The sequence below is a fragment of the Metabacillus schmidteae genome (genome assembly GCF_903166545.1).
GTDB lineage: Bacteria > Bacillota > Bacilli > Bacillales > Bacillaceae > Metabacillus > Metabacillus schmidteae.
Genome location: NZ_CAESCH010000001.1, coordinates 1,360,160 through 1,374,555 on the forward strand (window position 1 = coordinate 1,360,160; position 14,396 = coordinate 1,374,555).

Genomic DNA, 14,396 nt, shown 5'->3' on the forward strand with positions numbered 1-14,396 from the left:
TATTATAATTGACCACTAAAACTTGTTCTGGTTAATATAAATGTAATTTCCCACTGAATGGAGGGTAAAAGATTGAGGTTATTATTGATTGAAGACGAACCAGATTCCTTAATGGGAATGAAAAAGGCTATTGATTCTCTTTATAATGTCGAAGTAGAATTACACACCTCAATTAATGCGGAAGATGCAAGAGAGGTCATTTATAAACACTATCCAGAATTAATTATTACCGATATTATGCTTCCTGGTATATCTGGTCTTGATTTAATTGAAGAGGTTGTAAATAAAGACTACCAACCAAAGGTTATTGTTGTAAGCGGTTTCGGTGATTTTGAATATGCGAGAAGAAGTATACGCTTTGGTGCAGTAGATTATTTATTAAAACCATATAGCACAAAGGAGTTCACAGAAAAGGTAGACAGGACTCTCTCAATGATAAAGGAGGAAAAAGAACAACTTCTGTATACTGAGCAGCAAAAGTCATTTGTAGAGATTGGAACACGTTCTATGAGGGATAACTATCTAGTCGAGTTTTGTTTAAAAAGAACACCTCTTGAAGAACATCTCTATCATAGACTGTGTTTATGGAATATTGATTGGTTAGCGAATAAATCCTTCTCACTCCTTATTTTTGATGTAAAGGGCTATCCTGACGGGAAACCTTTTACAGAAGAAAATCAATTAAAAACTTTTGTGATAGGAAATATTATGCAAGATGTAATCCGAGATCATATGCACTCAATCCTTTATAAAGATCCTAAAAATCGATGGGTATTATTAACAACTATTGAAGATGCCGAGGAAATAGCTAGGTCTATTCACAAAAAGATAAAGGAATATCAAAAAATCGAGTTAGCAATAGGCATTAGCACAAAAGTATCGTCATTTGAGGAAATGCATGCGGCTTACAGCTCTACACTAAAAGAATTTCAAATTAGCTCTCTAACAAATCGCGAGGACTATACAAAATCTGATCATCTGATGTCTACAGACCTTACCACAGCTAACCATTTAGCATCATTAGTTATAAATAAAGATGAAGAAAGCATTCGTCAGGTGGTAAAGGTTTTCTTTAAACAGGTCATATTACTCGATGGACTTGAATCAAGAGACGATATTACGCGAAAAACATTAAACTACTTGTCACAGACCCTTACAAGTATAAGTAAACAAACCTCAAAGGAGCTTAAAGAAATCCCAATGAGTGTATGGGAAAAGGTGGATGAATGCACCACATTAGAAGAATATGAAAAGGTATTATTTGAGTATTTAACGAGTGTTGGTCATACGGTTTCAACACATGCTACCAATTCAATAATTGAGAGAGCCATTCAAATAATTCATTCTAGTTACATGGAGGATTTGAGCTTACAAATAATCGCAGACGAGCTATCCTTACATCCAGTCTGGCTAAGTCAGTTGTTTAAAAAAGAAACGGGACAAACATATATGGATTTTTTAACAGAGACGCGGATTAACAAAGCGAAAACACTCCTAAGAGAAACAAGCATGAAAGTATATGAGATAGCGGAATCTGTAGGCTATCAAAATCTACAGCATTTCGGTACTATCTTTAAAAAAAGAACAAGTCAAACACCCAAAGAGTATAGGTACGGAAAATGAAAATTAAAAAGGTAAGAATAGAAGATAATTTATTTAACAAAATGTTTGTCTTTATTTCCTTATCCATCATAATTCCATTAGTATTATTAGGTTATTTATCATATGATCGATCTAAGTCTCAGTTAGAAACGGTTACCTCTCAGCTTCTTCAAGACAATATAGAATTAAATAAAAAGCAGGTTAATCGTTTATTAAAAGATGCAGAAATTGAATCAGAAAAAATGGTGACATCTATACAGTTACAAAAGCTCTTGCAAACTAATCCACCAACATCTTATGAAGAAGAAAAGGCTTTTATCAATCGGATCAGTCAGCTTATTGCCCAGTTAAAAGGGACATACGGAGTTTATGTCTTTCCAAAACAAATGAAGTACTATCCAAATTATTTGGAGCTAATTAATGGAAATGATTTTAAGCCAAGTACGGAATTGATGTTAAAAGCCTTTGAATTGAAAGATAAAGGGATTTGGTACCATTATTGGGATGAAACTTCAAATAAACCAGTTTTCACTTATATAAGAGCGGTTCGTTCATCTTATTATTTTGAACCACTTGGTGTTATTGTCCTAAAAATTCCTGATTCATCTGTTCGAGAGGAATTATCCTTCCCCTCATCTTTTAAAAATTACAATACGATGATTGTTGATCGAGAAAATAACATTATTTCTGACGCAAACTCTTCTCTTTATCATGAAAAATTTGTACCAGAAGAGGATTGGAATATTGCTGAAACTCAATTAAATGAGCAGGGATGGAAATTAATCACTGCCCTGCCAAACAAAGAGGTTACAGGAAATATTGAACAAATAAAAAACTTTACTTTGTGGATTGTTGTGATCAGTATATTTATTGTTTCGGTCTACCTTGTTTTTATTGTTCGTAATTTTACATTACCAATTAAGGCTCTTGTCTTACATATGGAAAAAGTCCGAATTGGAGTATTGAAGCATTTCCGTATGGAAAGGTCTAGAAAAGATGAGATTGGTCAGCTTGTTGGCGGGTTTAACCAAATGATTACAGGAATGTCTGAACTTATTGAACAAACAAAAAAGATGGAATCTGACAAACGAAATTTTGAGCTTCAGACATTAAATCATCAAATTAATCCACATTTTTTCTATAATACACTAGATGCAATTAAGTGGAGAGCAGAAAAGGTAGATGAAAAAAATATTGCTCTAATGGTAACGAAATTAGCTAACTTACTTCGATTCAGTTTAAATAATAATAATGAGTGGACAACGATTGAAAGAGAACTTGAGCATGCCAAGAATTATTTAGACATAGAAATGCTAAGAAGTAATCGTTTATTTAAAGTATTTGTTCAGGTAGATCCAACGATATTAAAATATAACGTCATCAAGCTAATCCTTCAACCAATCGTAGAAAATTGCATCAAGCATGGAATTAGTAACCTCCCAGAAGGGAAAGGGAAAATTCTGTTAACAGCTAAGCGCATTGAACAGGATATTATTTTTATTATTGAAGATAACGGGCCAGGACTGACGAGTAACAAATTGGATAAAGAACAAAACTCAAGTCATGTACATCATGGCATTGGTTTGAAAAATGTTCATAAAAGACTTCAGATTCATTTTGGAACTGATTATGGAATAAAAGTTGATGAAGATCATCATCAAGGCTTTAGAGTGATCATTCGTCATCCAGTTCGCGATTGAACAATAGTTAACAAAAGGGGGGAGATTATTGACAAAGAACTTTACTCTCTTGATGGTCTTGATGTTTGTGAGCTCTTTTATTTTAGCCTCTTGCAATCAACCATTAAGAAAGCAAGAAGAGGCCTTGGAAGAAAATAAAGAGGTTGAGGTGAAAAAGCAAATATCTTTAAATGGTGTTTTTCTTAACACGACATGGGGAGAGGTAACCCAACAATTGGCGGAAGAATACGAGGAAGAAACAGGTGTATCTGTAAATATTGAGTTGGTCGGACGCGATATGATTTTTCAAAAAATGTCTCTTTCGATTGCTGGTAATGCTAGTTATGATCTTTTTAATGTTGATTATACCTGGGTACCTGAACTCGTGTCTACTAATAGTTTACTCCCTTTGGACACCTATATGGTACAAGAACAGCTTGATACGGAAGGTTTTTTACCTAGAGCATTATCCCTAACACAATGGAACGGAAAAAATGGTGCTTATGGCGAAGGTGGTAATAATTATGGATTGCCACAGACGATCCATCCTCATATCCTTTGGTATCGTTCTGATTTATTCAAAAAAAATAAATTGAAATCAGAGTTTAAAAGTAAATACGGATATAACCTAACACCTCCCAAAACCATGGATCAATTTCGCGATATGGCTGAATTTTTTAATGGGAAAATCGTAAATGGAAAAAAAATATATGGCTGGGCTGGACAAGCTAGCGAAGGGTTCGGCAATGTGCATACATGGTTAACATTTGTCTATTCTAACGGCGGAGATGTCATTGATTGGAATAAGATGACATCATCATTATCAACTCCAGAAGTCATAGAGGCGACAAAAACGTGGATTGACCTACTGCAATTCTCTCCTCCAGGTATAAATGATTATACCTTTTCAGAAGTATCAGCTGATGCAGCAGAAGGAAACGTTGCAATGGCTATTCACTGGTCTTGGGCAGCTGATAAGGTAGATGATCATGCCTATTCTAATACTGTTGGCCAATGGGAATTTGCCCAAACGCCAGCAATGAAAGCATCTGTTCCACATCTAGCGGGCTGGACAATTGTTATTCCCAGAACATCAAAACATCCTGACGAAGCATTTAAATTTATGGTTTGGTTAGAAAGTAAACAAAATGATGTCAGACAAGCTCAGATGGGTGGAGGAGATCCAGTCCGACTCTCTTCTTATTTAGATCCAACTCTTAAGCAAGTGGAAGTTGATGGAACTGATGTTGAGAAATTTCGCCGTTACGAAGCAGTAAATGAAGCAATGAAGACAGCAAAAGCGCGTCCATTTTTCCCACAGGAAGAACAATGGGAAAGTGTTATAACCGGTTATTTACACGATGCCCAACTTGGGAAAATGTCAGTTGAAGAAGCATTAACGAAGGCTGATGAGGCTGTAAATAATTTGTTGAGATAATTAAAATTTTTCCTGGACCCTCAGATTTCTGAGGGTTTCAGACTGTTGACAAACGCTCGCTTTCTTTGTTACTCACCTTGCTGCGGTGCTCATTACCAACCCCGGTAACTCCGCTCCTCACAAGGCTTCGTGCCTCGAAAGGCAAGCGTTAGCAATCAGTCTGAGGGGCTAGCAATTTTACTTTGTCTACACTCTGGGACCCTCAGATTTCTGAGGGTTTTTGGTTGTTTAATGCCTATAATTTCTAAAAGAGAAAACGTAAACACTTATCCCTACATCTACACTAAAAATGCATGGTGAAAAATTAATTTAACCATGTTTTTTCGATTTTCAATAATCGATAAGATATAACTAAGAAATAAACAAGCATTACATTTTATCTAAACGAAAATGATTGCGATTACAATTTTACATTATTAAGTTAATAGAAAAGAGAGTCTTAGATGGTTAGAATCGTAGATGTTGCAAAGAAGGCAAATGTTTCTACTGCTACAGTCTCTAGAGTCATAAGTAAGCCTGATACTGTAAGAGAGGAAACAATTAACAAAGTATTAAGAGCCATTAAAGAATTAAACTATCATCCAAATGTTTTAGCTCGTCAGCTAAGGACGTCAGAAACTAAAACAGTGATTGTTGTGATTCCGGATATATCTAATCCTTTCTTTTCAAAGGTTCTACGAGGAATAGAAAATCTTGCATCTGCTAACGGATACCAAGTTTTACTTGGTGATGCTGGGAATGATAGTGAACAGGAAAGTCGGTATTTAGATATGCTCCGTCAGAAAAAAGCAGACGGTATGATCTTATTAACAGCAAAAATGAAACCAGAGCTTGTCGAAGAAATGGCTATTGAATTTCCAGTAGTGCTTGCCTGTGAATATATTGAAGGATCTTCTATTCCTACCATTTCAATTGACAATGTTAGCAGTGCTAGAAAGGCAACAGAATATTTAATTCAGTTGGGACACCGAAGAATAGGAACTATTTCTGGGCCACTTGATAGTGTATTAGGACAGGATCGATTAAAGGGTTTTTACCAGGCAATGGCAAGGTATAGCATATCAGTAGATCCAGTATTAGTACAAGAAGGTCATTTTAATTATGAAAGCGGATTTAATTTAATGAAGAAGTTTTTAGCGCTCAATAGAATGCCAACAGGAGTATTTGCAGCGAATGATGAAATGGCTTTAGGTGCCGTTAAAGCCATAAGAACAATGAACCTTAGAGTACCTGAAGATATCTCGGTTATTGGATTTGATGATATTCATTTTTCCTCTATTTTCGAACCTGCTTTGACAACAATCTCACAACCAGCTTTTGAGATAGGGTCTAAAGCGATGGAACTATTAATCATGCTTATGGATAAAAAGAGAATCGAGAAAAATCAATATATTTTAGATGACAGTCTTGTCATAAGAGAATCGTGCTCAAAAATCAATAAATCATTACACGCTTAATGTAATCCATTACAAATATCAATTCACTCTTAACTTTAAACCAAGTAAACAGGGAGGAAAAGTTTATTTTTATAAAGAAAATGTAATGGATTACAAAATAAAGAAATTAGATTTCATTCATTTTCTCTATAAGTTAAGAAAGCACTTTTATAAAACTTCGCATTACGGTTAATTTGTAAACGATTACAAATTTCTGGCAATTGAACTTTAAAGGAGGTGGTTGTTAAAAAAACGTTAGTTGTACCATACAAAAGGTTAATCTACTGAAAAATTTGGGGGTTATGAAATGAAAAAGAATTTATTACTTTCCGTGTTATTACTACTCGTTTTTAGTGTAATAATCGGATGTGGAAATAAGGAAGAAGCACATACAACAGAAGGAAGCACAGAAAAAAATGAAAATTACCTCTCTGAATCAGGACCATTAACAATTAATCCAGAGATTCCAGATTTAGAAGTTCTAGATAAAGGACCAAATGGTGAACAAGCAGTTTCTGCAAAGTCATTACAGTTAACTGAGGAAGAGCTTCAAAAAATTAAGGATGGTAATTATAAAGCAGCCATTGTTATGCACTATTCAGGTACAGATTATATGAATGCGGCAGTTGGAGCGATGCAAGATACATTTGAAAAAATGGGAATTGAAGTTGTAGCTGTAACAGATGCACAATTTAAGGCTGAGAAACAAGTAAACGATATTGAAACAGTATTAGCGAAAGATCCAGATATCATGATTTCTGTTCCAGTTGATGCAGTATCAACTGCACCAGCTTATAAAAAAGCAGTAGAACAAGGCGTTAAACTAGTATTCATGGATGGAGCGGCAGAAGGTCTTGAAGCAGGTAAGGATTACATCAGTATTGTTTCAGGTGACAACTATGGAAACGGTGCTCTAGCAGCGGACATTATGGCAGAAAAAATTGGTGGTAAAGGGAAAGTTGGTATCGTTTATCACGATGTTAACTTCTTCGTAACCAAAAACCGCTCAGATGCATTTGAAGCAACAATCAAAGAGAAATATCCTGACATTGAAATCGTAGCACAAGGTGGAATAACGGACCCGAATAAAGGAGAAGAAGTTGCTTCAGCGATGCTGACAAGAAACCCAGACATTGATGGTATTTTCGCTCCTTGGGATGTACCGGCAGAAGGTGTTATGGCAGCGGCTCGTACAGCAGGAAGAGATGACTTAGTTGTGACAACAGTTGATTTAGGTACAAATGTAGCAATTTCGATCGCATCTGATGGAATCGTTCAAGGACTAGGTGCTCAATTACCTTATGATCAAGGTGTAGCACAGGGAATTCTTTCAGGATATGCCCTATTAGGTAAAGAAGCTCCTCCTTATGTTGCTTCTCCTGCTATAGAAGTAACAAAAGAAAATGTTCTTGATGCTTGGAAATTAATTTATGGAGTTGAAGCTCCTTCTACTGTGAAAGATGCATGGAAATAATTTAGAGGCTATCAGGCTCTTATAGCCTCTATAACCAAAGGAAGGTGAACAAACAATGTATCAACCTATTCTTGAAATGAAGAATATAAATAAAGCGTTTAATGGTATTACGGTCCTAAACAAGGTCAACTTTTCAGTGAAAAAAGGAGAAGTACATGCCTTGATGGGTGGGAATGGTGCCGGAAAATCAACATTAATGAAAATCCTTACTGGCGTTTATACAGCAGACAGCGGAGACATTTTAATTGAAGGAAAGCCTGTAAGCATTAAAAGCTTTGATGACGCAAAGGCAAATAAGATCTCAATGATCTTCCAAGAATTTAGCTTAGTACCAACCCTTACAGTTGCCCAGAATATTTATTTAACGAGAGAGGATAAGACATCAATTGGGCTTTTAAATGATAAAGAATGTGAGAAAAAAACAGAGGTACTTTTAAAGGAACTAGGGGTGGATATTAAACCATCTGATGTTGTTCATAACCTAGGAGTTGGTTATTGGCAAATGACTGAGATTGCAAAAGCACTATCTCAGGAAGCGAAAATATTGATTATGGATGAGCCGACCTCTTCGTTAACTCAAACGGAAACGGAAGTATTATTCAAATTCATCAATCAATTAAAAGCAAAGGGTTATGCGATTATTTATATTTCTCACAGAATGGATGAGATTTTCGAAATTTGTGATCGCATCACGATCTTGCGTGATGGTCAATATATTACAACCGAGGATTGTAGTGAAACGGATCTTGATACAGTTATTCAGCATATTGTAGGACAAGAGTTTGACCAAGCCTTTGAATATCAGGAGAGGGAATACTCGAAAGAAGCACCGCCGATTTTTGAGGTGAAAAATGTAAGCGCTGGAGATAAGGTTCAAAATATTAATCTTAAAATTCAACCTGGAGAAATAGTTGGAATTGCTGGATTGATGGGAAGTGGTCGAACGGAATTAGTTCGTTGTTTATTTGGAATTGACCCAATAGACAGTGGTGAAATTTACGTTGATGGTCAAAAACGTTCAATCAATTCGGCTAAAGAGGCAATAGATGCAGGCATTGCATTAATTCCCGAGGATCGACGTGTGCAGGGATTGGTTCTAGAACATAGTGTGAAAGACAATATGATTCTTCCAATTTTATCTAAAGTGAACAAAGGATTGTTTATTGATAACAAAAAAGCAAATGAAATAAGTAATCAACTTGTTAAAAAGTTAAATGTAAAAACTGATGATATCTTTAAAAAATCAGGCTTGTTGTCAGGTGGAAATCAGCAAAAAATTGTTCTTGCAAAATGGTTAGCTAATAATCCGACTGTTCTTTTGCTTGATGAACCAACTATTGGTGTAGACATTGGGGCAAAAACAGAAATTATTGAAATTATTAGAGAACTAGCAAATAGCGGTAAGGCTATACTTGTTATCTCTTCAGAAATCCCGGAACTTCTTGCTATGAGTGATCGTGTCCTTGTGATGCATCAAGGCAAGATAAAAAAGGAACTACAACGAACTGAGATTAAATCAGAGGAGGATCTTCAATATGCAATCCAAGGTTTCTAAAGTAGAAAAACCAGCATTACCTATGTTTAAAAAATTTGAATGGCGTAACTATATCGTCTATTTTGCCTTCGTAGGAGTGTTAATTTACTTTTCTATCAATTTATATGATGAAGGGTTTTTATCTTCAAGCAATCTATTAAATATTGTGAGACAAACAGCAACCATTTCTTTAATGGCACTTGCAATGACATTTGTTATTAGTACAGGTGAAATTGATCTTTCGGTTGGATCAATTGCTGCTTTATCTTCATTAGTTGGGGCATTAGCTCTACAGGCAGGCTATGGCATCATTGGCGGATTAATCGGTGGTGTTGGTACGGGTATTGTGGTTGGCTTAATTAACGGTTTACTCGTTACAAAAGTAGCAATTCCATCTTTCCTAGTAACACTAGGGACAATGGGAGCGATAAAAGGTCTTGCAATGTGGGTAACAGATACAGCTCCAGTTCCAATTGTTAACTCAAATTTCAACTTTATCTTTGGTTCTGGTGATATTGGTCCAATTCCGGTTTTACTTTTATGGACGGTTGTCTTTACAATCATTGCTCATGTTTTACTACGTAAGACGTCTTTTGGAAGACAAGTATTAGCAACTGGTGGTAATGAAAGCGCTGCACGTTTCTCAGGTGTAAAAACAATGAAAATTAAGTTGCTCGTTTTCTTAGGAACAGGTGCAATGGCTGGTTTAGCGGGACTATTATATGCAGGGCGTATGAATGCAGGACGTTTCTCTTTTGGTGAAGGTGATGAGCTTTCTGTCATTGCAGCTGTAATTCTAGGAGGGACAAGCCTATTTGGTGGAGTGGGAACAATTGTTGGAACTCTTGTTGGCTCTCTAATGATTGGAACAATTAATAATGGATTGATCATTATGGGTCTTGATGTTAGTCAGCAGATGATTATTAAAGGAATCATTATCATCTTAGCTGTGGCTTTCGGTAAAAAAGCAATTAAGAGATAAATAGAGAAAAGAAATCATCAAGAAAAAATGACAGAACAGGAGGATGAAACATGAAAAAAATAAAGGTAGGGATTATTGGTACAGGTTTTATTGGGCCAACTCATATCGAAGCAATTAGAAGACTTGGATTTGTAGAAGTGGTTGCATTAGCAGAAACAAGCCAAGAGCAAGCTGAAACTAAAGCTGCTGAACTCGGCATTCCACTTGCTTATGGTGATTACCGCGAAATGCTTAAAAATGACGAGATCCAGGTTGTGCATAATTGCACACCAAATCACGTCCACTTTACGATAAATAAGGACATCATTTTAGCCGGTAAACATGTGGTATCTGAAAAGCCGTTAGCAATGAATAGCGAAGAGTCAGGGGAGCTGTTGGCTCTGGCTCAAACAAAGGGTGTTGTTCATGGTGTGAATTTTAATTATAGACAGCATGCAAGTGTGCAAAATTTACAAGCCATGATTACAAACGGTGATTTAGGAAAGGTCAACTTGGTGCATGGAAGCTATCTACAAGATTGGTTATTATATGAAACGGATTTTAACTGGAGATTAGCTCCAGAAGTAGGGGGGAAATCCCGTGCTGTAGCAGATATCGGCTCACATTGGTGTGACACGGTTCAATATGTAACAGGGAAAAAAATTGTAGAAGTTTTTGCTGATCTTGCCACGGTTATCCCCGTAAGAAAGAAAGCAACATCTGGCAGTAATACGTTCAGTGCAGCTAGTCATGAAGAGCAGGATTATGAGGATGTTGCCATCAATACGGAGGATTATGCATCTGTACTAGTTCGTTTTGAGGATGGCTCAAAAGGCGTTTTCACCGTATCACAAGTAAGTGCGGGAAGAAAAAATAGATTGAGCTTTGAAATCGATGCTAGTAAGAGCTCAGTATTTTGGAATCAAGAGGAACCGGAAAAATTGTGGATTGGTCACCGTGACAAGCCAAACGAAATCCTATTAGCTGATCCAAGCTTATTCTCGGCAGCAGCAAAATCTGCAATTCATCATCCAGGCGGACATAATGAGGGCTGGCCAGATGCGTTAAAAAATATGATGCAAAACTTTTATACATTTATTAGAGAAGGGAAAAGTCTTAAAACAGATAAGCCTAACTTTGCCACGTTTGAAGATGGTCACTTATCAATGTGTATTACTGATGCTATCTTAGAAAGTCACAAACAGCAGAAATGGGTGAAGGTCAAGCAAGAAAAGGAGGTCTACTCATGAAACTAGGTGTTTTTACACCACTTTATCAAAACCTCCCGTTTGAAATGATGCTGGATAAAGTGAAGGAAATGGGATTAGAAACAGTTGAGCTTGGAACAGGAAATTATCCTGGTAACCATCATTGTGATCCAGATGAATTACTTCAATCACCTGAAAAAGCAAAGAGGTTCATGAGAGCGATTGAAAGCAGAGGATTATCCATTAGTGGACTTAGTTTCCATGGGAATCCTCTGCACCCTAATAAGAAGGTAGCCAATGATTCACATGAGGTGTGGAGAAAAACAGTTCTCCTAGCTGAAAAATTAGAAATACCTGTTGTAAATGGATTTTCCGGATGTCCTGGAGATCATAATGAAGCAAAAAATCCAAACTGGGTAACATGCTCTTGGCCGCCCGAATTTACAGAGGTTTTAAACTGGCAGTGGAATGAAGTGGTGACTCCTTACTGGAAGGAAGAAGCGAAGTTTGCCAGATCACGTGGTATTCAAGTTGCTTTTGAAATGCATCCTGGATTTGTCGTTTATAACCCTGAAACATTGCTAAAGTTACGAGAACATGCTGGGGATAACATCGGAGCAAATTTTGATCCAAGTCATTTAGTTTGGCAAGGAATCGATCCGATTGCAGCGATTAAAAAGCTTGGACGTGAAAATGCGATCTTCCATTTCCATGCAAAGGACACCTATTTGGATAGAGAAAACATAAAAGTAAATGGTGTTTTAGATACGAAGCACTACAGTGAGATTTTAGATCGATCATGGACATTTCGATCAGTTGGATATGGACATGAAGAGAAATTATGGAAAGACATGATTAGTACATTGCGAGCAGTTGGTTATGATTATGTGATCTCAATTGAACATGAAGATATGCTGGCTTCGACTGATGAAGGACTAAAAAAAGCAATCTCTCTATTAAAAGGAGCCATGTTTAAAGAAGAGCTAACTGAAATGTGGTGGGCTTAATAAAAGCAAACATTCAACAATGGAGGCGAAACAACAATGTCAATGAAGGCTGTTTTTTTCCCAGGAGATAAAAAAGTAGAAATTCGTGAGGTAGACATTCCAACTCCTGGTCAGGGAGAAGTGTTAATTCAGTTAAAAGCATCCGCTATATGCCGTAGTGATATGAGCTTATACCATGGTACGTCTGTATTTGAAGGGACAAAAACAGGTTGTACGGTTCCAGGTCACGAGCCGGCAGGTGTGATTACAGGTGTAGGTCCAGGAGTGACAAAATTCCAAGAAGGAGATCGAGTAGCTGTTTACTTAGCACTAGGCTGTGGTGAGTGTGCACATTGTAAGAGTGGCTACAAAATGTTCTGTAAGGACTTTAAATGTATTGGCTTTGACTCTCATGGTGGTGATGCAGATTATATGGTTGTTCCAGCTGAAAATTGCATGAGATTACCTGATAGTATGAGCTTTGTTACAGCTGCTGTATCGACGGATGCAGTGGGGACTCTCTACCATGCTCAAAAAAGAATGAACATATCTGGAAAAGATACGCTCGTTATTTTTGGGATGGGACCTATGGGTGGAGCTGGAGTAATGATTGCAAAAGGCTTAGGCGCAACTGTTATTGCCGTTGATATGCTTGATGAACGCCTAGAATTAGCAAAAGATCTAGGTGCTGATTACACAATTAATGGAAAAGAATTTAATGTACAAGAAGAGATTAATCGCATTACAAATGGAGCAGGTGCTGATGCAGCAATCGATTGCTCTGGAAGTCCTTATGCTGAAAATGATGCCCTAGATTGTGTGAAAGCTCATGGACGTGTGGCATTCATTGGTGAAAGCAAGGAAACAACCATTAAACCAAGCCAACAATTAATCCGTAAACAAACTACTGTTATGGGCTCATGGTATTTCCCAATTCAAGAATTTGATGAAATTACAGAATTTATTGTGAGAAAAAATCTACCTGTTGAAAAACTAGTCACACATACGTTCAAGCTTGAAGAAGCAGCAGATGCATTCCGTATGTTTGATGAAAGAAAGACAGAAAAAGCTGTGTTTGTTTGGTGAAAACAGAGAAGAGGGTTACTGACATTACTTTTTTAGGCCCCTACTATTCTCTAATAATTAGGAGTTGATGATGTATGTTAAAGGGCATTTCTTTCAATACATGGGTTTATAGTAGTTTTCCAGCTTGGGTACCTTCTTATCCACTAGAGGAAGTAATAAACCGTTTATCATCATTTGGTTATGATGCAATTGAAATTGGCTGCGCAAGTCCTCATGCTTGGCCAGATTATTTATCAGCAGAGAGAAGACAAGAAATATTTAATCTATTAAAAGAAAAAAACTTAAAAGTTTCAGCTATGCTACCAGCTCCAGGTGGTGGACCTGGTATGAATCCAAGCTCACCAATTAAAGAGGAAAGAGAATTTACGATTCAGCATTATAAAGATGTTGTTAAATTAGCACATGATTGGGAATGTCCAACTGTTATGTGGATTGCCGGATGGGTACCATTTGGGACATCACAGCAGGATGCATGGAATTATAGCTTAGAAGGTTTAAAAGAAGTTGCAAATTATGCAAAAGATCTTGGCATCACGTTAGTTGTTGAACCTACTCCTGCTGATAGTAATTTAATAGAAACTGCTGATGATGCACTTCTTTTAGCCGAGGAATCAGAAATGGATAATGTGAAAGTAATGTTTGATACATTCCATGCACTTTATCGAAATGAAGTACCTAGTGACTATGTTTATCGCATGAAGGAAAAATTACACCATGTTCATATTTCGGACAATGATCGCCTTCCTCCAGGACAAGGAAGATGTGACTTTGATGCGGTGTTAAAAGCATTAAAGGACATTAATTATGATGGATATCTTTCAATGGAAGTTGGTTTCCATTCTAGACAGTCAGAACCAGATTGGTACGCAAAAACATCAATTGAATTCTTAAAACAAAAGATATCTGAAATCTACTAAGAACTAAGGTGGTGGATTCTATATGTTAGAATCCACCGTAAGTCTACTGTTGCATTACTCAGCCCTTTAGAGAGG

General features: G+C 36.7%; 11 protein-coding genes. All 11 read left to right on the plus strand.

Going from position 1 to position 14,396, the window contains the following annotated elements; translation table 11 throughout:
* Positions 1 to 72: 72 nt before the first annotated feature.
* The 11 genes from HWV59_RS06580 (at position 73) to HWV59_RS06630 (ending at position 14,321) form a co-directional block, all read left to right on the plus strand.
* Positions 73 to 1,623: a response regulator gene (locus HWV59_RS06580; protein WP_175638370.1), complete on the plus strand. Its 1,551-nt coding sequence runs from the start codon at positions 73 to 75 to the stop codon at positions 1,621 to 1,623.
* Positions 1,620 to 3,302 (plus strand): sensor histidine kinase, encoded by a 1,683-nt coding sequence (locus tag HWV59_RS06585; protein WP_102232335.1) that lies wholly within the window; start codon positions 1,620 to 1,622, stop codon positions 3,300 to 3,302. The genes HWV59_RS06580 and HWV59_RS06585 overlap by 4 nt, the downstream gene beginning before the upstream one ends.
* A 28-nt stretch (positions 3,303 to 3,330) precedes the next feature.
* Positions 3,331 to 4,719 carry an ABC transporter substrate-binding protein gene (locus HWV59_RS06590; RefSeq protein WP_102232336.1) on the plus strand — a complete coding sequence of 463 codons (1,389 nt, stop codon included), beginning with the start codon at positions 3,331 to 3,333 and terminating at the stop codon, positions 4,717 to 4,719.
* A 443-nt stretch (positions 4,720 to 5,162) separates the two neighbouring features.
* The gene (locus HWV59_RS06595) at positions 5,163 to 6,176 is read left to right on the plus strand and encodes a LacI family DNA-binding transcriptional regulator (protein WP_175638371.1); all 1,014 of its coding nucleotides are present in this window, start codon (positions 5,163 to 5,165) and stop codon (positions 6,174 to 6,176) included.
* Between the two features lie 286 nt (positions 6,177 to 6,462).
* Complete coding sequence (locus HWV59_RS06600; RefSeq protein WP_175638372.1) at positions 6,463 to 7,629, plus strand: substrate-binding domain-containing protein; 1,167 nt, start codon at positions 6,463 to 6,465, stop codon at positions 7,627 to 7,629.
* Between the two features lie 55 nt (positions 7,630 to 7,684).
* Complete coding sequence (locus HWV59_RS06605; RefSeq protein ID WP_175638373.1) at positions 7,685 to 9,184, plus strand: sugar ABC transporter ATP-binding protein; 1,500 nt, start codon at positions 7,685 to 7,687, stop codon at positions 9,182 to 9,184.
* Positions 9,165 to 10,145 carry an ABC transporter permease gene (locus HWV59_RS06610; protein ID WP_175638374.1) on the plus strand — a complete coding sequence of 327 codons (981 nt, stop codon included), beginning with the start codon at positions 9,165 to 9,167 and terminating at the stop codon, positions 10,143 to 10,145. The genes HWV59_RS06605 and HWV59_RS06610 overlap by 20 nt, the downstream gene beginning before the upstream one ends.
* 50 nt (positions 10,146 to 10,195) lie before the next feature.
* On the plus strand, positions 10,196 to 11,374 hold the full coding sequence (locus HWV59_RS06615; protein ID WP_175638375.1) for a Gfo/Idh/MocA family protein: 1,179 nt from the start codon (positions 10,196 to 10,198) through the stop codon (positions 11,372 to 11,374).
* A complete protein-coding gene (locus HWV59_RS06620; protein ID WP_175638376.1) occupies positions 11,371 to 12,339 on the plus strand; it encodes a sugar phosphate isomerase/epimerase family protein in 969 nt (322 codons plus the stop codon). Before HWV59_RS06615 ends, HWV59_RS06620 begins: the two co-directional genes overlap by 4 nt.
* A 36-nt stretch (positions 12,340 to 12,375) precedes the next feature.
* A complete protein-coding gene (locus tag HWV59_RS06625; protein WP_175638377.1) occupies positions 12,376 to 13,404 on the plus strand; it encodes a zinc-dependent alcohol dehydrogenase family protein in 1,029 nt (342 codons plus the stop codon).
* A gap of 74 nt (positions 13,405 to 13,478) precedes the next feature.
* A complete protein-coding gene (locus HWV59_RS06630; protein ID WP_175638378.1) occupies positions 13,479 to 14,321 on the plus strand; it encodes a sugar phosphate isomerase/epimerase family protein in 843 nt (280 codons plus the stop codon).
* Positions 14,322 to 14,396: the final 75 nt, after the last annotated feature.